General features: G+C 62.9%; 19 protein-coding genes. 5 read left to right on the plus strand and 14 right to left on the minus strand.

The window, feature by feature from the left end; translation table 11 throughout:
• Window positions 1–350 precede the first annotated feature (350 nt).
• Entirely contained in the window at window positions 351–1,019 is a 669-nt protein-coding gene (locus HLH25_RS16975) for an alpha/beta hydrolase (RefSeq protein WP_182975201.1), read from the minus strand.
• Between the two features lie 90 nt (window positions 1,020–1,109).
• Between HLH25_RS16975 and HLH25_RS16980 the strand changes: the two genes are divergently transcribed.
• Entirely contained in the window at window positions 1,110–1,832 is a 723-nt protein-coding gene (locus tag HLH25_RS16980) for a DsbA family oxidoreductase (RefSeq protein ID WP_182975202.1), read from the plus strand.
• 27 nt (window positions 1,833–1,859) lie between these two features.
• On the opposite strand, the gene HLH25_RS16985 is transcribed toward HLH25_RS16980, so the two are convergent.
• Entirely contained in the window at window positions 1,860–2,258 is a 399-nt protein-coding gene (locus HLH25_RS16985) for an ArsR/SmtB family transcription factor (protein WP_246402627.1), read from the minus strand.
• 118 nt (window positions 2,259–2,376) lie between these two features.
• Here HLH25_RS16985 and HLH25_RS16990 point away from each other — a divergent pair, with 118 nt between their 5' ends.
• The 4 genes from HLH25_RS16990 (at window position 2,377) to HLH25_RS17005 (ending at window position 9,045) form a co-directional block, all read left to right on the plus strand.
• Window positions 2,377–3,897, plus strand: a complete 1,521-nt coding sequence (locus HLH25_RS16990; protein ID WP_182975203.1) for an efflux transporter outer membrane subunit — start codon at window positions 2,377–2,379, stop codon at window positions 3,895–3,897.
• Window positions 3,898–3,991: 94 nt separating this feature from the next.
• Window positions 3,992–5,062 carry an efflux RND transporter periplasmic adaptor subunit gene (locus tag HLH25_RS16995; RefSeq protein ID WP_310889136.1) on the plus strand — a complete coding sequence of 357 codons (1,071 nt, stop codon included), beginning with the start codon at window positions 3,992–3,994 and terminating at the stop codon, window positions 5,060–5,062.
• Window positions 5,059–8,124, plus strand: a complete 3,066-nt coding sequence (locus HLH25_RS17000) for an efflux RND transporter permease subunit (protein WP_182975204.1) — start codon at window positions 5,059–5,061, stop codon at window positions 8,122–8,124. Before HLH25_RS16995 ends, HLH25_RS17000 begins: the two co-directional genes overlap by 4 nt.
• A gap of 6 nt (window positions 8,125–8,130) precedes the next feature.
• The gene (locus tag HLH25_RS17005) at window positions 8,131–9,045 is read left to right on the plus strand and encodes a LysR family transcriptional regulator (RefSeq protein ID WP_182975205.1); all 915 of its coding nucleotides are present in this window, start codon (window positions 8,131–8,133) and stop codon (window positions 9,043–9,045) included.
• Between the two features lie 2 nt (window positions 9,046–9,047).
• Here HLH25_RS17005 and HLH25_RS17010 read toward each other — a convergent pair whose 3' ends face one another.
• The 12 genes from HLH25_RS17010 to HLH25_RS17065 all read right to left on the minus strand — a co-directional run bounded on the left by HLH25_RS17010 (window position 9,048) and on the right by HLH25_RS17065 (window position 20,906).
• Entirely contained in the window at window positions 9,048–9,281 is a 234-nt protein-coding gene (locus HLH25_RS17010; protein ID WP_182975206.1) for a DUF2274 domain-containing protein, read from the minus strand.
• A complete protein-coding gene (locus HLH25_RS17015; protein WP_182975207.1) occupies window positions 9,278–10,450 on the minus strand; it encodes a TrbI/VirB10 family protein in 1,173 nt (390 codons plus the stop codon). The genes HLH25_RS17010 and HLH25_RS17015 overlap by 4 nt, the downstream gene beginning before the upstream one ends.
• Window positions 10,447–11,448 carry a P-type conjugative transfer protein TrbG gene (gene trbG, locus HLH25_RS17020; RefSeq protein ID WP_182975208.1) on the minus strand — a complete coding sequence of 334 codons (1,002 nt, stop codon included), beginning with the start codon at window positions 11,446–11,448 and terminating at the stop codon, window positions 10,447–10,449. The genes HLH25_RS17015 and trbG overlap by 4 nt, the downstream gene beginning before the upstream one ends.
• Window positions 11,445–12,128 carry a conjugal transfer protein TrbF gene (gene trbF, locus HLH25_RS17025; protein WP_182975235.1) on the minus strand — a complete coding sequence of 228 codons (684 nt, stop codon included), beginning with the start codon at window positions 12,126–12,128 and terminating at the stop codon, window positions 11,445–11,447. The genes trbG and trbF overlap by 4 nt, the downstream gene beginning before the upstream one ends.
• Entirely contained in the window at window positions 12,128–13,549 is a 1,422-nt protein-coding gene (trbL, locus tag HLH25_RS17030; protein WP_182975209.1) for a P-type conjugative transfer protein TrbL, read from the minus strand. Before trbL ends, trbF begins: the two co-directional genes overlap by 1 nt.
• A gap of 5 nt (window positions 13,550–13,554) precedes the next feature.
• Window positions 13,555–14,280: a P-type conjugative transfer protein TrbJ gene (gene trbJ / locus HLH25_RS17035; protein WP_246402630.1), complete on the minus strand. Its 726-nt coding sequence runs from the start codon at window positions 14,278–14,280 to the stop codon at window positions 13,555–13,557.
• 8 nt (window positions 14,281–14,288) lie between these two features.
• Window positions 14,289–16,730 (minus strand): conjugal transfer protein TrbE, encoded by a 2,442-nt coding sequence (trbE, locus tag HLH25_RS17040; protein WP_182975211.1) that lies wholly within the window; start codon window positions 16,728–16,730, stop codon window positions 14,289–14,291.
• 13 nt (window positions 16,731–16,743) lie between these two features.
• A complete protein-coding gene (locus tag HLH25_RS17045; RefSeq protein WP_182975212.1) occupies window positions 16,744–17,019 on the minus strand; it encodes a VirB3 family type IV secretion system protein in 276 nt (91 codons plus the stop codon).
• Entirely contained in the window at window positions 17,019–17,348 is a 330-nt protein-coding gene (locus HLH25_RS17050; RefSeq protein ID WP_182975213.1) for a TrbC/VirB2 family protein, read from the minus strand. The genes HLH25_RS17045 and HLH25_RS17050 overlap by 1 nt, the downstream gene beginning before the upstream one ends.
• Window positions 17,345–18,322: a P-type conjugative transfer ATPase TrbB gene (trbB, locus tag HLH25_RS17055; protein WP_182975214.1), complete on the minus strand. Its 978-nt coding sequence runs from the start codon at window positions 18,320–18,322 to the stop codon at window positions 17,345–17,347. The genes HLH25_RS17050 and trbB overlap by 4 nt, the downstream gene beginning before the upstream one ends.
• A gap of 147 nt (window positions 18,323–18,469) precedes the next feature.
• Window positions 18,470–18,901 carry a ribbon-helix-helix protein, CopG family gene (locus HLH25_RS17060; protein WP_182975215.1) on the minus strand — a complete coding sequence of 144 codons (432 nt, stop codon included), beginning with the start codon at window positions 18,899–18,901 and terminating at the stop codon, window positions 18,470–18,472.
• A gap of 7 nt (window positions 18,902–18,908) precedes the next feature.
• Window positions 18,909–20,906: a conjugal transfer protein TraG gene (locus tag HLH25_RS17065; RefSeq protein WP_182975216.1), complete on the minus strand. Its 1,998-nt coding sequence runs from the start codon at window positions 20,904–20,906 to the stop codon at window positions 18,909–18,911.
• Window positions 20,907–21,381: the final 475 nt, after the last annotated feature.

Consider the following 21,381-nt stretch of genomic DNA (forward strand, 5'->3'; position numbering starts at 1 on the left):
CGCATCCTTGAGATAATAGCCTATGGTCCCGGCAGGAAGATATTAGCTCCAACGCACTGAGGTCGCTCGGCGGATGAACCTAAAGCCAATGCGGCTGCTTTCAGGATCCGAGTGCAACCGAGCAAACGACATAAATGAGCATATAATCGTCGTAAAGACCTTCGATGTAAATGTCCGCTCCGCTTGTCATGCGCACAACAGCCGACCTGCTGCTTACTCCCAATCCGGACAAAATCGTCAGAAACTGAAAATTCGGTATCGAGCCGGTCTGCTAACCTTGCCTCCACTTAGATCAAGATGGGCTATTAAAAGTCTGAGATGCGTCACACCGCTTCCCTTGACCGATGTGATCATGACACGAGACACCCTATCAACCAGGCATTGAGATCGGCAATCTCCTTGCCAATGACCTCATGACCCATCGGATAAACATGCCAGGCAACGTCATGCCCTTCGGCACGCAGCCAGTCCCGTGCGAGGCGGGCCGCTGCCAGCGGCACGACCGTGTCGCCCTCACCGTGCGCCAGAAAAACCGGCGTTGCCCAGTTGGCCTCTGTCGCCTCCCTTCCCGTCTGCCCGGCCAGCGGCAAATAGCCGGACAGACCGGCGATCCCGGCCAAGGGCAACGGGTAACGCAACCCGGTCATCAGTGACATCGCGCAGCCCTGGGAAAACCCGCCGATCAAGAGGCGCCGGGACGGAATGCCGCGCGCGACTTCCTGGTCGATCAGGCTGGCCAGATAGGCCTGGGCGTCACGGAGCCCTGCCTCATCCTCCCGCAGAAGCAGGTCAGTCGCGAGAAGATCATACCACGCCGGCAGGCGCTCGCCGCCGCAGACCGAAACCGGTCGGACGGGCGCATTGGGAAAAATGAACCGGACCGCGCCAACGGAGCGCAGATCAAGCGCCTGGGCAATGGCTGCAAGATCCCGGCCACTCGCCCCCAAGCCGTGAATGAGGATGATCGACGCGACGGGATTTTTCCCGGTTTCGACCTGCAGCGCTTTCAGCGGCTTCATCCCCTGCTCCTTTCACCATTGGCGTTCGTAATGCTTGATGAAACCATGGTACGGGTATAATCGTACATTATCAAGCATGCGGAGGCTGTCATGAAACTCGAAATCTGGTCCGACTATGCCTGTCCCTACTGTTATATCGGCAAGCGGTTTCTCGAAGCCGCCTTGGCCGAATTCGAACATGCCCGCGAAGTCGAGATCGTCTTCCGAGCATTCGAACTCGATCCGACATCGGGTCCGGCAGTGACCACCACAACGCTCGACCGCATCATGCGGAAATATGGCAAAAGCCGGAGCGACGCCCAGGCGATGATCGACCATATCACATCCATGGGCGAGAGATGCGGTCTCGACATGCGTTATGCCTCGGTCCGCTACACCAACACCTTCGACGCGCACCGGCTGACCAAATTCGCCGAGCAGCACGAACGCGGCGCGGACATGACGGAGCGGCTGTTCCGGGCCTATTTCACCGACAATCTCCCCCTCGCCGACCATGATGTGCTTGTCGGCCTTGCGCAGGATGTCGGTCTTGATACCGACACCGTACGCGTCATGCTGTCGAGCACCGACTTCGCCGAAGCAGTCAGGCACGATGAAACCCGTGCGTCACAGGCGGGCGTTCATGGCGTGCCCTTCTTTGTCTTCGACGGTGCCTACGCTCTTTCAGGTGCGCAGCCGAAAGCACAATTGCTGGCCGCCCTGCGCCAGTCATGGAACGAGGCACGCAAAACGGCGTCCGAGAATCCTGCCGCCGGCATGACCTGCGACAGCACGGAATGCGTTATCCCGCCTTCCGGCTCCGGGACTCTCTGAGCAAAAACCGTCCCGCCGCTGTTCCTGTCAGGCAGACGCGCCCTGGCGGGAACGGTCGTATTCGGCGATCGTCTCCTGCGTGAGCGGATCGCTGACAAGCGGGCCGAGGATGGAATCCAGCAGACCGGGAAACCGGCTGTCCAGATCCTCGCGCCGCAGCTCAAGACGGTATTCCCGACCGATATGGCGCTGCCAGACCACACCGCTGTCACGTAACGCGCGCCAGTGATGGGTCATGGTGGATTTCGGAATCTGCGGCAGCACATCACAGCAGGGATGTTCGCCCCCCACGGCGATCGTCCGCACCGCAGCCAGGCGGATAGGATTACCCAATGCCGTCAGCACGGCGTCGAGCCGAATATCCTCGCGTTTCGGATGGCGTGCGATCATGCGTGGATTGGTACGCGTATCATGGGAGCGGGTCAAGAAAACGCTGCTTCCGAGCCCCCTTCGTAAACCAGTTTCTCGATAAGGCTGGCCTTTAATCCGTATGTACGTCTATGTTCGTATCAATGAGACTCGTTCATGACGACCGGAGGCCGCCTTGCCACCCGATTTCCTGATTCCTACTCACAGCCAACAGCGGATTGCCGCAGCATCACGCGCGGCCCGACTGATTCTCGTTACTCTCGTACCGGGCCTCACAGGCTGCACAGTCGGCCCCACCTACAAGGCTCCCCCGCCACCGGACGCCGCAACATACGGCGAAACCCGATCGGACACAGCGACCGTCGCTTCGGCTACCTCCCCGTATAAGGCCGCTGGAAAGCCAGCCTTGGACTGGTGGCGTCTCTTTCGTTCGCCTCGGCTGGACGCCCTCGTCACAGAGGCGCTCCGGAACAACTGGTCGATCCAGGCGGCCCAGGCCAACCTGCGCAAGGCGGCCGAGGGGCTCCACGCCGCCCAAGGCAGCCTTATGCCCCAGATCGACGCGACCGGTACCGAGGGGCGACAGGAATACGGCGCCGCCCTATTCGGTCCCTGGGCCTGGACCTTCCCGGCCTTCTCCGCCTATTCGGCCGGTCTCGACGTTTCCTATGACCCCGATATTTTCGGTGGCAACCACCGTCTGGTGCAGATGGCCTGCGCACAGAAGGATGCCGAACGGGAGCGACGTGATGTCACAATGCTGCTGGTGGTCGGCGACACGGTCCTGACCGCCTTCGAAGTGGCCTCGACAGCAGACCAGATCACCGTGATCCGGGGCGTGATCGACACCGACCGGGAAACGCTCCGGCTGGCGACACTCGCCTGGCAGGCAGGCAGGAGGCCCCGACTGGATGTCGTGACCGCCGAAGCACAACTGGCGCACGATCAGTCTCTCCTGCCATCGCTGGTCAATGCCCATGAAGCCGCGCGAACGGCGCTGGCCGTCCTGACCGGGCACTCGCCCGCCAACTGGACCGCACCGACCTTGACCCTCGCGGATTTCAGCCTCCCGCCTGACATCCCTGTGGTGGTGCCGTCCGAACTCGTTCACGCCCGTCCGGACATCATCGGCGCCGAAGCCATGATGCGTGCAGCGAATGCCGAAATCGGCGTCCGGACCGCCGACCTCTTTCCGCGCCTGACCCTCAGCGCGGCCGCCGCTGCCGAAGGTCTGATGGGCGGCCCCGCTGGCGCGGCATGGCGCCTGGTCGGAGGCGCTGCTCTGCCGCTGTTCCATGGGGGCACCCTCAAGGCCCGGAAAAAACAGGCGGAAGAAGATTACCGGATCGCTTTCGATCACTACCAGTCAGTGGTCATCAATGGCTTCCGGGAAGTCGCCGATAGTCTGAACGGCCTGAAGAACGCCGCGACGGAACTGGATAACCAACGACAGGCCCTAACCTCGGCCGATAACGCGCTGACCTTGAGCCAGACCGGGTATCAGGCGGGCCGGGAGACTATCCTCCAGCCGATCAACGCCCGGCGGCTCGTTCTGCTCGCGCGCCAGAACACAGTCCGGGCACAGACCGAGATGTTCCGTCAAACGGTACGGATCATGGTGGCGACGGGCGGTGGCCTGGCCGCCCCCCATGTCTCCCCCGATCAGTGGCGATCCGTCCGGCTCGCGGCGCGATGACCGGCATCTGACGCACGTCCGGCCTCCAATGTCCGGCCTTTCCAGCCCTATAGGTACGTATATCCGCGTATAACAATAACTTCGGGAGATTTCTGTGCGACGCTTCTCCGTCCCCTGGCACCATGCCACCGCTCTCGCGGTGCTGATGTCCCTGTCCGCCGCCGGCAGGGCTGCGGACACTCCGGCAACGGCAGTATCCGTCTGGCCGGTCAGACCTGTCCCTTTCGCCGCCCATATCGAGACGATCGGTCAGGTCGAGCCGTTGCAGGGGGTAACGCTCTCCCCCGAGATCGCCGGCCGGATCACGGAACTGGATTTCGATTCCGGGGCGACCGTCCGGAAAGGCCAGCTGCTCCTGATCCTCAATGACGCACCGGAACAGGGCGAGCTGATCCGCCAGAGCGGCGAACTGAGGGCGGCCGAAGCCGATCTTGCCCGCGCCCGCTCACTCATCCGCACCGGAGTGGAGAGCCACGAGGATCTGGAGACAGCCACGGCGCGCTTCGAAGCTGCGAAAGGCAATGTCGCCAGAGTGCAGGCGGTGATCGACCAGAAACATATCCGCGCGCCCTTCGACGGCGCCGTCGGGATCAGACAGGTCAATCTTGGCCAGTATCTGAATCCGGGTGACGCCATCGCCACGCTGACGTCCTACACCCGGATGCGGGTGAACTTTATCCTCGCCGAAGAGAACGCCGCCAGCGTGCAGCTCGGACAGACCGTCCACCTGGCGTTCGACACGACGCCGGGGCAGGATTTCACCGCCACGGTCACCACCATCGACCCGCGCATCGACGGATCGCATACGCTCTCCATCCAGGCCCTGCTCGACGCGCCGCCGACCGACCTGCATCCTGGCACCTACGCCCATGTCTCCATTGCCGCGAAGGTGGCGCCACATCTCGTGGTCCCGGAAACCGCCGTCACCTATACCGCCTACGGAGAGACGCTTTTCGTCGAGCAGCCGTCCACCGATGGCCCCACCGTCACCGCGACGGCTGTACGCGCGGGCGACCGCCGCAACGGGTGGGTGGTCATCGACGACGGGGTGAAGCCGGATGACCGCGTCGTCACCAGCGGCCAGAACCGCCTCGTCACCGGCATGAAGGTGCGCGAGATCCCAGAAGCCCTGCCTCTGGCCAGCCTGCGGGAGCTGGCACAATGAGTTTTACTGATCGCTTCCTTCGGCGTCCGGTGCTCGCGATCGTCGTGACGATCCTGATCATCCTGTTCGGCATCCGCGCGCTGGGCGGCATCTCGACCCGCCAGTACCCGACGCTGGAAACCTCGACGATCATGGTGACGACCCGCTATCCGGGCGCGTCCTCCGATCTTATGCAGGGCTTCGTGACCCAGCCGATCAGCGAGGCCGTCGCGTCCGTCGAGGGAATTGATTATCTTTCCTCCACCACGACGCAAGGCCTCAGCGTGGTGACGGTGCGCATGATGCTGAATTACGATTCCATGCGCGCCCTGACCGACGTCATGTCCAAGGTGAACGCGGTCAAATACCGGCTGCCGGAAGGCGCGTATGATCCGGTCATCAAACGCACCTCGGGCGGCTTCACCGCCGTCGCCTATATCGCCTTCGCCAGCACGACGCGGCCGCTTTACGAAATTTCCGATTACATTCACCGCGTCGCGGCGCCGATGCTCTCGGGGATCGATGGTGTGTCGGAGATCAGCTATTTCGGCGAGCAACGCCTCTCGATGCGCCTGTGGCTCGATCCCGAGAAGCTGGCCGCGAACGGCATGACGGGCGAGGACGTCGCCCAGGCCATCCGGCAGAATAATTTCCAGGCCGCACCCGGCCGCATCCGGGGCATCTATACGATCAGCAACATCAACCTCAACACGGACCTCAAAAGTGTCGAGGAATTCCGCGACATGGTCCTGCGCTCGATCGGAGGCCGGGTCATCCGGATCCGCGATATCGGGCGCGCGGACCTCGGCCCGGACAATACCGATACCAGTTCCGAGGCCAGCACGTTGCGCCCGCCGCGCGGCAAACCAACGCCGCGACCCGCGATCTTCATCGGCCTTGAAGCCTCGCCGACTGGTAATCCGCTGACGATCATCGCCCGTCTCAACCAGATCATGCCCAAACTCCGGGCCACACTGCCACCGGGGATCGATGTCCGCGTCCCCTACGAGACCGCGCATTTCATCCAGGCGTCGATCGACGAGGTCACCGAGACCTTCATCGAGGCGCTGCTCATCGTCATTCTGGTGATCTATCTCTCCCTCGGCACCGTGCGGGCGGTGATCGTCCCGATCGCCACCATTCCGCTGTCGATGCTTGGTGCGGTCGGGCTGATGTACACTTTCGGGTTCAGCCTGAACCTGCTCACCCTGCTGGCCATGGTGCTGTCGATCGGGCTGGTGGTCGACGACGCGATCGTGGTGATCGAGAACGTCCATCGCCATATCGAGGAGGGCAAATCGCCCTTCGACGCCGCCCTGCTCGGCGCGCGCGAAGTCGCCGGCCCAGTGATCGCAATGACCTTCACCCTCACAGCCGTCTATACCCCCATCGCCTTCATGGGCGGACTGACGGGCACGCTGTTCAAGGAATTCGCCCTGACGCTGGCCGGCGCCGTTGTCGTGTCCGGTGTGGTCGCCCTCACCCTCTCGCCGATCATGAGCGCCAAACTGCTGAAAGCGAAGGAGAAGGAAGGCTTCATGGAGCGAATGGCGGAGCATGTGTTCGGCTTCATGAACGCGCGCTACGAGGCCGTTCTCGATTTCTCGCTGCACCATCGGTGGATCCCCCTCGGCTCGGCCGCCGTGATCTTCCTCCTGATCCCGGTGATGCTGCATGTCTCGCAGAGCGAGCTGGCGCCCAATGAAGACCAGGATCTGGTCCTGACGGCGGTGAAGGCGCCGCAATATGCCAACCTCCATTATGTCGAGACCTACGCCCAGGCGCTCTACGACAAGATGGATGAAATCCCGGAAGGGCACAGCCATTGGATGATGAACGGCATCGAAGGGATCGCCAACAGCGTAGGCGGGGTCAATCTGGACGATTGGGGTGAGCGCCGACGCAATGCCGACCAGATCCAGATGGACCTCCAACAGCGCGTCGCCGGTCTCCAAGGCACCAGCGTCTTCGTATTCCAGCTCCCGTCCCTGCCCGGGTCGACCGGCGGCCTGCCGGTCCAGATGGTCATCCGCAGCGATGATTCCTACCGCAACGTCTTCGGCGTCGTCTCCCATCTGCGGGAGGAGGCCCAGAAAAGCGGGCTGTTCGCCGTGGTGGACAGCGATCTCGCCTTCGACAATCCAGTCGTCCGGGTCACGGTCGACCGGATGAAAGCGAACGCCATGGGCATCCGCATGGAGCAGATCGGCGATGCCCTGAACGCCATGATCGGCGAGAACTACGTCAACCGCTTCGGCTATTACGGCCGCTCCTATGACGTGATCCCGCAATCGGTGCCTGGGGCGCGCCTCTCCCCCGACGCGCTGAAAACCTACTATGTCCGCGACAGGGACGGACATCAGGTGCCCCTGTCCGCGCTGGCGAGCATTCGCGTCGATGTCGAACCCAACCGCCTGCCGCAGTTCGGCCAGCAGAATTCGGCCACGTTCCAGGCCATTCTCGCGAAAGGGGCCACGATGGGCGACGCCGTGGCTTTCCTCAAGGCACGGGCTGCGGAGTTTCCGCCCGGCTACAGCTATGACTGGCAGTCCGACGCGCGGCAATATGTGCAGGAAGGCAAGGCGCTCGTCTTTGCCTTCGCATTCGCGCTGATCGCGATCTATCTCGTGCTATCGGTCCAGTACAACAGTTTCACCGATCCGGTCATCATCCTGATCAGCGTGCCGCTCTCGGTCTTTGGCGCCCTGATCCCGCTCGCCCTCGGCGTGACGACACTGAATATCTACACCGAGATCGGGCTGATCACGCTGATCGGCCTCGTCAGCAAGCACGGCATCCTGATGGTCGAGTTCGCCAACGAACTTTTGCACCGGGACCATCTCGACCGAGTGACGGCGATCAGGACTGCGGCCGGTATCCGTTTCCGGCCGATCATCATGACCACCGGAGCGATGGTGGTGGGACTGCTGCCGCTTGTCATGGCGTCGGGCGCCGGAGCCAACAGCCGCTTCGGGCTGGGCACGGTGATCGTCGTCGGCATGATCGTCGGCACGACCATGACGCTCTTCGTGCTGCCCTCGGTCTATACGGTCATCAGGCCGCGCCGCAGCAAGACGGTGTGACAGGCCGTGCGCCGCCCGCCCTTCGATCTGTGGCAACTGCTATGCGTGCGGGCAATCGCCGAGCACGGCAGTATCCATGGCGCGGCGCGTTTCCTGAACACAAGGCAATCGGCCGTCAGTCGGTCCCTGCACAACCTGGAGGAGCGGCTTGATATCAGGCTGTTCACCCGCTCCCCCGCCGGGGCCGCTCCGACCGTCTTCGGTGAGGAATTCGTCCTCTGGACCAAGACAATCCTGGACAATGTGGCGGGCATGAACGCTCGCGCGCGGCGAACGGGCAAGGGCGAGAGCGGCCAGATCTCCGTCGGCATCCAGACCTGCGTCCTGCCTGGAAGATTTTCCGCCTTCACAGCGGAGTTCCGCACCACACATCCGGATATCGTCTTCCGTTATTCCGAGGGCACAGGCAAAAGGCTTTTGCATCGGCTCCAACGCGGGCAGATCGATTTCGCGGTCGTCACACGCCGCAATCTGTCTCCAGCCCTGCGGGTCACGCCCCTTTGGAGCGACCGTATCGTAGCCGCCCTCCCCGCCGACCACCCTCTAGCGACACAGCTGGAAGTGTCCTGGGCGGACCTGCGTCATGAAACATTTCTGATCGGACGTGATAATGCCGGTCAGGATTTCAAGGAACTTATCCGACGAAAACTTGGCGAATCAGATATGCACCCGAAAATCCGCCGTCATGATATCGGCAGCAACCGGGTCATCGCTCTCGTCGAGAACAAGGAAGGCATCGCCCTGCTGCCCGCCTCGTGGCTGCCGCTGATCCGCGATCAGCAGGGCAATAATGTCGCGATCTTGGAAATCCGGGATGCGGATGGTTCCTCCCATCTGGAATTCGGCATTGTCTGGCGACCCGACAATGAAAATCCCTGCGCCCAAACCTTCGCCCGGCATCTCGAAGACCATCGGCCCTGAGCCTACTTTTCCGGCGATGCCGCTTTTGCCTGCCGCCGCGCCCTGGCGAACCCCTTGTCTGACATCATGAACTGCCGAAGCATGGGTGCAACCAGCCTGGCTGGATCCATTGCCTCGCCACTACCGGAAAGAAGTGCTGCGTAAGCAAGTAGGTCGCGATGGATATCGAGAGGTAACGCCACGGTCATTCTGACCGGTTTCTCATCGGGAAGTTCCCGGATTTTCAGGTCCGTCATCGTATATCTCCCTGATCCCGATAGGGCTTGAGCAGCAGGTCCTGCCCGACCAGAACGGTGAACGGCAGCCCCGGCCGATCGGTGAGCGTTGGCTGGACGTTCAGGCTACGGTCGATCAAGCGGTTGCCTACCATCGAGAAGCCATTGCTGGCCCCGGAGCGGATCGCCTGCGCCAGATTGTTCTCGCTCTGACTGGTTCCGGCCTCTGATCCGACGCTGAGAAGCGTGGTCACGATGGCGGCCTTGAAAAGCTGACCCCAGTGGTTGTTCACCTCATCAGACAGGCCCGACTGCCCGATGGCGTCGCCACCGGGCAGCTTTTCCAGCACCAGGCTGTCACCATTCGGGAAGATCAGCCGGGTCCAGATGATCTGGGTGCGCTGCTGCCCGAAAGAAATGCCGCTGTTATAGGCTCCGAACAGCAGGCTCCCCTGCGGGATCAGCAGAAAGCGTCCGGTCGGGCTGTCATAGACGTTCTGGGTCACATGGCCGGTAATCTGGCCCGGCAGGTCGGAGCTGATTTTCGTGTTTAGCGCTCCCGCGATGACAGTGCCCGCCTGGAGGATATAAGGCGACACCGGAGGCATGATGCGATCCGGGCCGGTCGTCAGCCGGTCGGGCTGCCCCGCCAGAAAGGCGCGGTTGCCAGACTGCGCGTCCGCCGAAGGGGCCGCCGGTCCCTGGCCACCAGAGTCGCTCTCCATGGCGGGATTGACCTGATCCCGCGAATCAGTCCCGGTCTGCACAAACAGTCTGCTGGCAATCGCAGCCTCGACCTCCTGCGCGGCACGATGATCTTCACCGCCTGACGCCGTCTTTCCCTGCCCCTGCGCGTGCACGATCGCGCGCCCAAGATCGCCGGGCAAGGGCGGCCCCAGCTTCGGCGCGCTGTTGCCAACATAGTCGGACGGCAGGCCGGCCAGACCATCGGCGGACGGGCGGGCATCCGTGTCCTGGCTGACAGCCGAGGATGAAGTCTGACGGCTGCTTTCCAGCGCATAGCCCAGAGCGAACGCCACCGCGATCATGGCCGCACCTCCCAACGACCAGACCACGGTGCGTGACAGCCGCACCACACGAGGCTGCTCCGCCCGCAAACGCAGATCTGGCGGTGGAGATGCTGCTGGTGCGGCAGGATTACTCTCGCCTGCTGGAGTTTCCCCACTCATGACTTCCTGCCGTCCGTCCGTACGATGCGCACCCGCTGCTCGGAGTGTTTGTCTCCCAGCCGTAATTCAGCAGCAGCAAACAGCCGGTCCACGATCATCCAGTTCTGCCGAACCCGGTAATTGACCAGTTCCGGCCCGCCATCGGCTCCCAGCACGAAGAGCGGCGGCAGCTCCCCCTGCCCGATCCCGGCCGGAAAGGCGATATAGACCTTGTGCCCGTCATCGAACGCCCGGTTCGGGAGCCAGGGCGGTGTCCCGCCTTTCACCGGCTGGATGGCGTAGCGGAAGTTCAGCGCGTTCAGGTCCAGCCCTGCATCCACGGGCGCTTCGTCATCGGCCGCACTATCCTGCCGGTGCAGGGCGATCAGGTCATCCTCGGGGTAATTCCATGAGACCGACGCCATATAGGTAGCAGGGGTGGAGCGCAGTTCGGCAAGATAGGTCCGTCGGTCGGTATTGATGATCAGGTTGGTGGTCAGATCGGGCCGTGTCGGCTTCACCAGAATATGGATGCGTTTTGTCGTCCCAGCCCCGCTTTCGGTGTCACCAATGATCCAGCGCACGGTGTCACCAGCGGCAACCGGCCCGGTACCCACCAGCTTTTCGCCCTGCTGGAGCATGATGTCAGTGATTTCTCCTTGCGAGGCGTAGACCTGATAGAGAGCGCCCGGATTATAGGGATAGACCTGCACGGCATTGATGAACCCGGCCCGCGTGGGCTGGATACGCGCGGCCAGATTGGCCTGCGTGACCCGTGCGGCCGGGTCGGCTGCTTCGGAAGCCGGATGGGCCGTGCGTCGGGACGACAGCGGCTTGAGCTGCCCCGGCAGGGGAAGGATTTTCGGGACTTCCACTACCTGCACCGGCTTTGGTGGGTCTGGCAGACGTGTCGCCTGCATAGCGTCATCATAGCGGATGACGGGCGGATGATACTGCTGCGCACATCCGGCCAGAGGCAGGATCAGCAGCGGCAGGACACGAAGCGCATGACGGATCATTGGCCCAGCTCCTTCGACCAGTTGATGGCGGAAACGTAGATACCCAATGGGTTTTTTCGGAGATGGTCGGCGTCGCGCGGCGTGAGTAGAGCAATGGACACGATGGCGGTCCAGTGCTCGGTGCCGGTAAAGGCCCCGTCGCGGTAATGCCGCTCGGTCCAGGCGACACGGAAGCTGCCAGGCGAGGCGCGGATCACCGAGGCGATGTCCACCTCGACCTGCTCATGTCCGATGCGTGAGAAGGGATCGTTGAGACGGGCATAGTCGTTCAGCGCCACAGCACCGGACGTGGTGGTGAAATCATAGGCCCGCAGCCAGTTGTGCCGGACCACAACGGCATCCGACGACAGACCACGGACATCGCCAATAAACTGCGCCAGATACCACGCGATCTGCGGGTCCGCAGGCGTGTAACCCGCTGTCGCCGGAGACACGGCCTGCGCCTGCCCCAGCCGATCGACCTGCACGACCCACGGCACAATCGTGCCGCGCGCGGACTGCCAGATCAGTCCCGCGCCAAGTCCGGCGGACAGGAATAATGAGCTGAAGGCCATCAGCCGCCAATTGCGGGCCTGCACACGGGCGGAGCCGATGCGCTCGTCCCAGATCTGCGCCGCTTTCTGATACGGGGTGACCGGCTCGGGCGTGCTCCCGTAGCGTGTGGTGGAGCGACGGAACATCATTCTTTCTCCGAGAGATCAATACTGGAACTTCCGCCCCCGCCATCAGCGGAGCGGATGACATGGGCAGCCTCGGCGGCATGGGCTGCGGCATTGCGGCGCTTCATATTTCGCGCCCAGCGGGGTGGCTGAGCGTCAGGACCGCCGCCTTCTCCACCACCTGCCGGACCACCGCCTGTGGGTGCATCACCTCCTCCAGCAGGACCACCACCGGATGGCGGCGATCCGCCGCCGTCAGAACCACCGGTTTCACCACCCTTCCCGCCCCCCATGCCCCGCGCGGCCCATTGGCTGCCGGCGGCATAGCTGTCCTTCAGGGATGACGCGGCGGAGGCTGCTTTGCCCTTGACGGCGTTGACTGCCGCGCTACCGGCGGCGCGACCAACATTCCCGGCAGCAGCAGCCATACCAGCGGCACCAGTTTGCCCGGCAGCACCGACGGAATAGGCGGTCGTGGCGGCCCCTGCGATCGCAGCTCCGCCACGCGCGGCAGCAGCTGTCGCACCGACGGCTGCGGCGCCGCCAGAAGCAACGGCTCCAACACCAGCCACCGCTGCAGCTCCCATCGCGCCGACTGCCATGCCAGTGCCGACGGCAGTACCCGCGCCAAGCTGCGGCGCGCCGGAGATCAGACCGTTGGCAATACTGCCACCATAAATGGACAGACCGACGATCGCGAGCGAGGCCAGCACCACCGATACGGATTGCCCGATCGTAGGAACATCGCTGCCGTAGGAGATGGTGAACTGTTTGAACAATACAGACGCGATGGCGGAAATGACCGCCAGCACCATGATCTTCACACCCGACGAGACGACATTGCCCAGCACCTTCTCGGCGAGGAAGGCGGTGCGATTGAACAGGGCGAACGGGATCAGCACGAAGCCTGCCAGCGTCGTCAGCTTGAATTCGATCAGGGCGACAAAAAGCTGCACGGCCAGAATGAAGAACGCCGCCAGCACGATCAGCCAGGACAGGCACAGCACGAAGATCTGGATGAAATTCGTAAAGAAAGCGACAGGCCCGAGGAGATTGTGAACAGAGTCCAGAAGCGGCTGAGCTGCGTCAAAACCGGTGGAAGCCAGACGGCCAGGACGCAGGAAACTCGAAAGCGCCAGCGTTCCACCGCCGGATTTCAGACCGAGAGCCGCAAAACTGTCGAACACCACCTTCGACAGATGGTCAAAATCATCGATCACAAAGGCGAAGAAGCCGATATACAGCGTCTTCTTGACCAGACGCTGGATGATGTCCTCATCCGCCGCCCAGGCCCAGAACAGCCCGGCCAGAGCGATATCCAGCACGGACAGCGTTCCGGCCAGGGAGATCACGTTCCCTTCCACCAGACCGAACCCACTGTCGATCGTGGTGGTGAAGGTATTCAGGAAGCTATCGATAACGCCCACATCGCCCATCGCCATGGCGGTCAGTTCCCGCTGCTACCGAACATCGACACCGTGCCGGGCACGTAGACGTCATGCTGGGAGAAATGCTGGTATTGCGCCTCGCTCTCCGCTTCCGTGGCGGCATCACGCGCCTGTTGCAGGGCAGTGGCGCGACCATTGGCGGCAAGTTCGGCCTGAATGTCGGATAACTGGCGGGATTGCAGGGCCAGAAGCTGGTTTCCGGCCTGCGCCGCCTGCAACGCCCCTGAAGAGGTCTGGCTGGAGGAGACAAGCTGGGTCATGGCCGAACTGTCGCTGGGGATGTTGCCCACCACCCGCGCCTGCAATTTCAGCGCATCCTCGAACCCACCCACGGAATTCTGCCAGCGGGTCTGCGCCTGAGAAAACAGGGCGCTGTCGGACATGCCTGAAGAGACGGACGTGTATGCCTGCTGGTATTGCTGTTCGACGGACTGGACGCTGTAGGCGATATTCTGCGCCTGTGCGAGCAGAGCCGTCGTCTGGGAAATTGTTGATTGCAGCGTCGACAATGTCGAAAGCGGCAGGCTCGCCAGATTGCGTCCCTGATTGACCAGCATCTGGGCCTGGTTAGCCAGCGAGGTGATCTGGTTGTCGATCTGCTGGAGTGTGCGGGCCGCGATCAGAACATTCTGGACGTGGTTCGCACCGTCATACACTGCCCATTGGGCACGGGCGGACGGAATGATGGTGATCGAAATGACCCCAATGGCGACATAAAGACGCATGCCGTATTTCATGGCACACCTCCTTCCTGCAGAAGGTCAGCCGCCCACATGACACCACGCGCCTCGAACCAGGCAGGCAGAAAGCCATCCCGCCCATGTTCCGCCAGAACCGCATCGATCAGCCTGTGGTCGTCCTTGCCGGACGCGGCGCACAGGGCCAGAGCGACGGGACCGAGGCCGAGTTCAAACAGCCGGTTGCCACGCTGGGTCTGGCAGTAATATTCCCGCTTCGAGGCCGCACGTGCGATGATGGCGATCTGACGGTCGTTCAGACTGAAGTCGCGATAAATCGCCATGATCTGCGGCTCGATGGCCCGCTCGTTGGGCAGGAAGATCCGCGTCGGGCAGCTTTCAACCACGACCGGGGCAATCGGTGAGTTGGCGATGTCTGACAAAGACTGCGTGGCAAAGATGACGCTGGCATTCTTTTTGCGCAGGGTTTTCAGCCACTCCCGCAACTGGCCGGCGAAATTCCCGTCATCCAGAACGAGCCACCCCTCGTCGATGACCAGCAGCGTCGGGCGACCGTCCAGACGGCCTTCGATGCGGTGGAACAGATAGGACAGAACGGATGATGCCGCGCCGGAACCAATCAGCCCCTCGGTCTCGAACACCACCACATCGGCATCGCCCAGTCGCTCGGCGTCCGCATCCAGCAGGCGACCATAGGGACCGCCCAGGCAGTACGGGGCCAGCGCCTGCTTGAGGGCGTTAGACTGGAGCAATGCCACCAGCCCGGAGATCGTGCGTTCATGGTCAGGCGATGACGCCAGCGAATTCAGGGCCGACCAGAGATGGGCTTTGACGTCCGGCGTCAGCGCGACGCCCTCGCCGACAAGGATCTGCCCCAGCCATTCGCTGGCCCATTTGCGCTCGTCCGGATCATCGATCCCTGCAAGGGGCTGGAGTGAGACGCTGCTGCCCTGTTCTTCCGATGGATGATCATCCGTCAGCCCACCCCCGAGGTCATGCCAGTCTCCTCCCATGCCGAGCGTGGCGGCGCGCATGGAGCCGCCAAAATCGAAGGCGAAAATCTGAGCGCCCACATAGCGGCGGAACTGCAACGCCATCAGAGCCAGCAGCACAGACTTCCCCGCCCCCGTTGGCCCAGCGATCAGCGTGTGACCCACATCGCCAACATGTAGGGAAAACCGGAATGGCGTAGCCCCTGCCGTTTTGCCATAGAACAGCGGCGCTCCCTTGAAATGCCCGTCCTGCTCCGGCCCTGCCCACACGGCTGAGAGCGGAATCATGTGCGCGAGGTTCAACGTCGAAACCGGGGGCTGCCGCACATTGGCGTAGACATGGCCGGGAAGAGAACCGAGCCAGGCTTCCACCGCGTTGAGGCTTTCCGCCATGCACGTGAAGTCGCGGCCCTGAATGACCTTCTCGACCAGACGGAGTTTTTCGGTCGCAATGCTGGCGCTGCCGTCCCAGACCGTCACCGTCGCGGTAATATAGGCCTGCCCCACATCGTCGGCACCGAGGGACTGCAAGGCCAGATCGGCATCGGCTGCCTTGTTGGCGGCATCATTGTCCACCAGAACGGATGCTTCGTTGGTCATGACTTCGCGGACAATGGCCGCAATGCTCTTACGTTTTGCAAACCACTGACGCCGGATCTTCGTCAGCACCTTCGTCGCATCGGTTTTGTCGAGCAGGATAGCGCGGGTGGACCAGCGATAGGGCATCGCGAGCCGGTTCAAATCGTCGAGGATTCCGGGAAATGTCCGCGATGGGAAACCGGTGATCGTCAGGGTCTTGAGGAACGCGTCGCCCAGTTTGGGTTCCAGGCCGCCCAAGAGCGGCTGGTCCACCAGCAGCGCGTCGAGATGCATGGGAATTTCCGGCACCCTGACGCGCTGGTTCCGCGTCGAAATGGTCGAATGCAGATAGGTCAGCGTCTCGCCATCATTCAGCCAGGCCGCTTCGGGCATGAACCCGTCCAGCAGGGCAAGAAGCCGATCACTGCGATCCACGAACGCATGGAGCATGCCATGTGGATCGGGGCCGTCACGTTCCCTGCCCTCATAGAGAAAACGCTCGGCACGGCCTGATGATTCCGCAGGCGGTAGCCAGACCAGGGTGAGGAAATACCGGCTCTCGAAATGCGCGCCCTCATCTTCGAATTGCTCCCGGCGTTCGAGATCGACCATCTGACTGGCAGCGTCCGGGAAATCGCTGTCCGGGTAGATCGTGGCCGGGACGCGCTGTGCCTCCACGAACACGGCCCAACCTGAACCAAGACGCCGCAGGGCATTGTTCAGACGCCCCGTGACACCCACCAGTTCGGCTGGCGTGGCGCTATCCAGATCAGGACCGCGTATTTTGGCGGTGCGTTGAAAACTGCCGTCCTTGTTCAGGACAACACCTTTCCCGACCAGTGCGGCCCAGGGGAGAAAATCGGACAGGAACGCGGCACGATTGCGATATTCGCCAAGGGACATCATGGCCCTGCCCTCCCTACGCCCGGAGCCAGGCGGGATAACGGAGATGCCGCCGACCGACCTCAATGAAGAAAGGGTCACGCTTCGCGCCCCAGACCGCAAGCGTGTGCCCCACGACCCAGAACGCGGCGCCGATCAGCCACAGGCGCAGGCCCAGCGCGATCGCAGCCGCCAGCGTGCCATTGGCAATGGCGACCGCGCGTGGCGCACCACCCAGCAGGATCGGATCGGTCAGGGCGCGATGCACCGGGACATGGAAGCCCGGCACCGCATCATCGTCATATCCCGCCATCAGATCAGTGCTCCCCCGGAGAAGGAGAAGAACGACAGGAAGAAACTGGACGCCGCAAAAGCGATGCTGAGTCCAAAGACGATCTGGATCAGGCGACGGAACCCGCCGGATGTTTCTCCAAAGGCCAGGGTCAGGCCGGTCACGGTGATGATGATCACCGACACGATACGCGCCACCGGCCCCTGCACGGATTCCAGGATCTGGTTGAGCGGTTCCTCCCACGGCATGTCAGAGCCCGAGGCCAGAGCCGAGGAGCACCATGCGATGGACAGCAGCATGACAGAGACGGCTGGCGCGTGCCGACGCACGCGCAACAGCGTGAGGTTCATTGGGAATCTCCATCGGTATCGATTGAATAAATGCAATAGGCACCTGTGGCGGGGTCGAGCCCGTCCACGGTGGCGAGTTCGGACAGCCGGCGCTGCGTGCCACGCCCGGACAGAACGGCGATCACGTCGATCGTCTCAGCGATCAGTGCACAGGGCACCGTGACCACGATTTCCTGGATCAGTTGCTCCATGCGGTGCAGCGCGCCGATGGCGGTGCCAGCATGCAGCGTGCCCACGCCGCCGGGATGACCCGTGCCCCACGCCTTGAGGAGGTCAAGCGCCTCGGGGCCGCGCACCTCGCCGATGGGAATACGGTCAGGGCGTAGCCGTAGCGCTGACCGGACCAGTTCGGACAGCGTGACGATGCCGTCTCTTGTGCGCAGAGACACGAGGTTCGGCGCAGCACATTGCAGTTCGCGCGTGTCCTCGATCAGCACCACGCGGTCGTCGGTTTTCGCGACCTCGGCCAGCAGGGCGTTGACCAGAGTGGTCTTGCCCGTGGATGTGCCACCCGCGACCAGGATGTTCTTCCGATCCACGACGGCATGGCGCAGGAAACTGGCCTGGGCGTCGGTCATGATCCCGGCAGCGACATAATCGTCGAGCGTGAAGACGGCGACGGCGGGTTTACGGATCGCAAAACTCGGGGCCGTCACCACGGGTGGGAGCAAACCCTCGAACCGCTCACCCGTCGGCAATTCCGCCGACACACGTGGGGCTGCCTCGTGGACCTCTGCCCCGACATGGTGCGCCACCAGCCGCACGATGCGTTCGGCGTCAGCCGGTGTTATCGTCTCGCCTGTGTCAGACAGCCCTTCGGACAGACGGTCGATCCACAGCCTGCCATCGGGATTGAGCATCACCTCGACGATCGCGGGATCAGCGAGGTACCGGGCAATGGCCGGTCCCATCGCCGTGCGCAGCATGGACATGCCGCGCTGGCGCGCACCACTTTCAATCGATGTGACCGCCATGGAAATCCCCGTCTCTGCGGATCATCCGGCCTCTCCGGACGACGACGGGGACAATTAGAGAGTGCTGCTTTCTCCTGATTTCAACAGTATTTTCCAGCCATAGTACAGGATCGTACCGGATGCGGTTTTTACTTGCGAATTGCGGGATCAGGTTTCTGGCCCTGGAGACACGTCGTCGGGAATTTCCTGCCGGAAGACCGGCCCCCGGCTGAGTCGCCGACCGAGAGCCGCTACAAACGCCTCGTAGCGTTCCGCCCCCTGCACCCGCGCGGCAGCGGCCGCTGGTTCCGGCAAGGGCGGGCTGACCGTCATCCAGTAGCGAATGAACAGAGCCAGCGTCTCAAGGCTGATCCCGAGATCGCGCTCCATGCGGGCGACCTGCCGGTCGAGACGATCCAGCCTGCGGCTCATCGCTGCTTCCCGCCGCTCATCGGCATCAGGCGACAGGAAGGATGCGATGGCGGCTTCCGCCACCAGGGACAGGGAGAGATCGCGCCGCGCCGCATGCGCGGTCAGGGCGTCCAGCAGTTTCGGTTCCAGATAGACCGACAGCCGCGCCTTCTTCGGGGATGTTCTCATTGCACCCTCACAACCCAAGGTCATTGCCACGGTCGAGCCCGGCCTGCCGGGCAATCCGCGTCAGGTCGGCGCGATCCCGCGCTTCTGGATCCTGTGGCGGTTCCTCACCAAAAAGGTCCGGTGCCGCACGCCGCTTGCGTTTGTCGGTCTCCGCCGGATCATGCTCGCGCGACCACTTCCGCCCCGTGCCGAGCGATTCATCGCTATCGGCATCGTCGGGCCTGTCAGGCTCTGCCGCCGACGTTTTCTCCGGCGGCGGGATGGCAGGAAGCGTGCGTCCACTCCAGTCATCAGGCTGGACCTGGCGAGGTAATTGTGCGGGATCGGGTGGCGAAATGACACGCTCGACGAAGCGGCGATCCCGGAAATACCGCGCCTTCCGTGCGCGGATCGGTGGGCAGCCCGCCACCATGACCACCTCATCCCGCGCCGGAAGCTGCATGACCTCACCCACCGTCATCAGTGGCCGCGCGCTTTCCTGACGCGACACCATGAGATGCCCGAGCCATGGCGACAGTCGATGGCCGGCATAGTTCTTCTGCGACCGGATTTCGGTGGCCACGCCGAGCCCATCGGACACGCGCTTCGCGGTGCGCTCGTCATTGGTCGCAAAACTGACCCGGACATGGCAATTGTCGAGAATGCTGTTGTTCTGGCCGTAGGCTTTATCGATCTGGTTCAGGCTCTGGGCGATCAGGAACGCCTTGATCCCGTAGCCCGCCATGAAGGCCAGCCCGCTCTCGAAGAAATCCAGACGGCCCAGAGCCGGAAACTCGTCGAGCATCAGCAGCAGGCGACGCCGCCCCTCCCGGCCAGATAGATCCTCCGTCAGCCGCCTCCCGATCTGGTTGAGGATCAGGCGGATCAGCGGCTTGGTGCGGCTGATATCCGAGGGCGGGATGACGAAATACAAGGAGACGGGCTTTTCACCCTCCAGCAGATCGCCGATCCGCCATTCACAGCGATTGGTCACGGTCGCCACCACCGGATCGCGATAGAGGCCAAGAAACGACATGGCGGTGGACAGCACGCCGGAGCGCTCGTTGTCCGACTTGTTCAGCAGTTCCCGCGCCGCCGACGCCACGACAGGATGCGGTCCCTTCCCGTCCAGATGGTTCGTGCGCATCATGGCGGACAGGGTCGCCTCGATCGACCGCTTCGGGTCGGAGAGGAATTTCGCCACCCCGGCGAGGGTCTTGTCTTCCTCGGCATAGAGCACATGCAGGATCGCACCGACCAGCAGGGCATGGGAGGTCTTCTCCCAATGGTTGCGGCGCTCCAGTGAACCCTCGGGATCGACCAGGATGTCGGCGATGTTCTGCACATCGCGAACTTCCGACGCTCCACGCCGGACCTCCAGCAGCGGGTTGTAGGCCGAGGACGCCGGATTGGTGGGATCGAACAGCAGCACCCGCCCGAAATGGGCACGGAAACCGGCGGTGATCTGCCAGTTCTCGCCCTTGATGTCGTGGATGATGGCCGACCCCGGCCAGGTCAGGAGTGTGGGGATCACCATGCCCACACCCTTGCCCGTGCGCGTCGGCGCGAAGATCAGGACGTGCTCAGGGCCATCGTGCCGGAGATAGCTGCGGCGGTATTTGCCCAGCACAACGCCATCCTCGCCCAGCAGCCCCGCCGCGCGGATTTCCGCATCATCGGCCCATCGGGCGGAGCCGTAAGTTGCCGCGCGCTTTGCCTCGCGGGCGCGATGGACGGACAGCGCCACGGCTGCGGCAAAAGCCAGAACCCCGCCCGAACCCGCGATCCAGGCGCCGCGCGCGAACACCGCCGGCGCGTAGGCGTCGAACTCGTACCACCACCAGAAGAACAGCGGCGGGGCATAGACCGGCCAGCGATGCAGGACCGTAAACCACGGGCGGCCGAGTTCAGGCTGGAACGCCAGCTCCCTGGCCGTCCATTGTGTCGCCGTCCACCACGACAGCACGATCATGGACAGGACCACGAGCGCCTGCCCCCACTGGATACGTGTTCCCGGCTGGTCCATCGAGACCTCCCCCCGTCATGGGAAACAGCGAAGAACCGGCCTTTTCCAAGGCGCAAGCATGATCCACTGGTTGTCGTACCGGAGCGGGCAGGAGCGAAAAAATACTTGCGCGTTGCGGGCTACAGCCAAACCCGCCCATCATACTTGGGAGTTCCCTCGGAAGGAGTCGCGCCATGACTGGCCCACGGAACCTGCTCCGGTCTGACGACAGCGTCGATCAGCAAGACACGGAAGAGCAGAGGAGGCACCACGGTGTGATCGACGCGGTGAACAATCTGCACATTCGGCACGGCTTCCTGAGTGACGAGTTCTCGACGCTCTGATCCGATGCCGCAATTCGCGATCTACCGAAACCGGGATCCCGCTCGGTGTCCATATCCAGAACAATCACTTTGAGTGCGGTATAGGCCGCGTCATAGCCAAGCCCGCTTCCAACGTTGATCATGTTCTCTATATGTTCTAATAAAAATTTTAA

The organism is Gluconacetobacter dulcium (assembly GCF_014174165.1).
Lineage (GTDB): Bacteria > Pseudomonadota > Alphaproteobacteria > Acetobacterales > Acetobacteraceae > Gluconacetobacter > Gluconacetobacter dulcium.

Coding starts and splice junctions, on each gene's coding strand:
- HLH25_RS16975 (WP_182975201.1), bottom strand. CDS start 1,019: ATGAAGCCGCTGAAAGCGCTGCAGGTCGAAACCGGGAAAAATCCCGTC.
- HLH25_RS16980 (WP_182975202.1), top strand. CDS start 1,110: ATGAAACTCGAAATCTGGTCCGACTATGCCTGTCCCTACTGTTATATC.
- HLH25_RS17000 (WP_182975204.1), top strand. CDS start 5,059: ATGAGTTTTACTGATCGCTTCCTTCGGCGTCCGGTGCTCGCGATCGTC.
- HLH25_RS17010 (WP_182975206.1), bottom strand. CDS start 9,281: ATGACGGACCTGAAAATCCGGGAACTTCCCGATGAGAAACCGGTCAGA.
- HLH25_RS17015 (WP_182975207.1), bottom strand. CDS start 10,450: ATGAGTGGGGAAACTCCAGCAGGCGAGAGTAATCCTGCCGCACCAGCA.
- trbG (WP_182975208.1), bottom strand. CDS start 11,448: ATGATCCGTCATGCGCTTCGTGTCCTGCCGCTGCTGATCCTGCCTCTG.
- trbF (WP_182975235.1), bottom strand. CDS start 12,128: ATGTTCCGTCGCTCCACCACACGCTACGGGAGCACGCCCGAGCCGGTC.
- trbL (WP_182975209.1), bottom strand. CDS start 13,549: ATGGCGATGGGCGATGTGGGCGTTATCGATAGCTTCCTGAATACCTTC.
- trbJ (WP_246402630.1), bottom strand. CDS start 14,280: ATGCGTCTTTATGTCGCCATTGGGGTCATTTCGATCACCATCATTCCG.
- trbE (WP_182975211.1), bottom strand. CDS start 16,730: ATGATGTCCCTTGGCGAATATCGCAATCGTGCCGCGTTCCTGTCCGAT.
- HLH25_RS17045 (WP_182975212.1), bottom strand. CDS start 17,019: ATGGCGGGATATGACGATGATGCGGTGCCGGGCTTCCATGTCCCGGTG.
- HLH25_RS17050 (WP_182975213.1), bottom strand. CDS start 17,348: ATGAACCTCACGCTGTTGCGCGTGCGTCGGCACGCGCCAGCCGTCTCT.
- trbB (WP_182975214.1), bottom strand. CDS start 18,322: ATGGCGGTCACATCGATTGAAAGTGGTGCGCGCCAGCGCGGCATGTCC.
- HLH25_RS17060 (WP_182975215.1), bottom strand. CDS start 18,901: ATGAGAACATCCCCGAAGAAGGCGCGGCTGTCGGTCTATCTGGAACCG.
- HLH25_RS17065 (WP_182975216.1), bottom strand. CDS start 20,906: ATGGACCAGCCGGGAACACGTATCCAGTGGGGGCAGGCGCTCGTGGTC.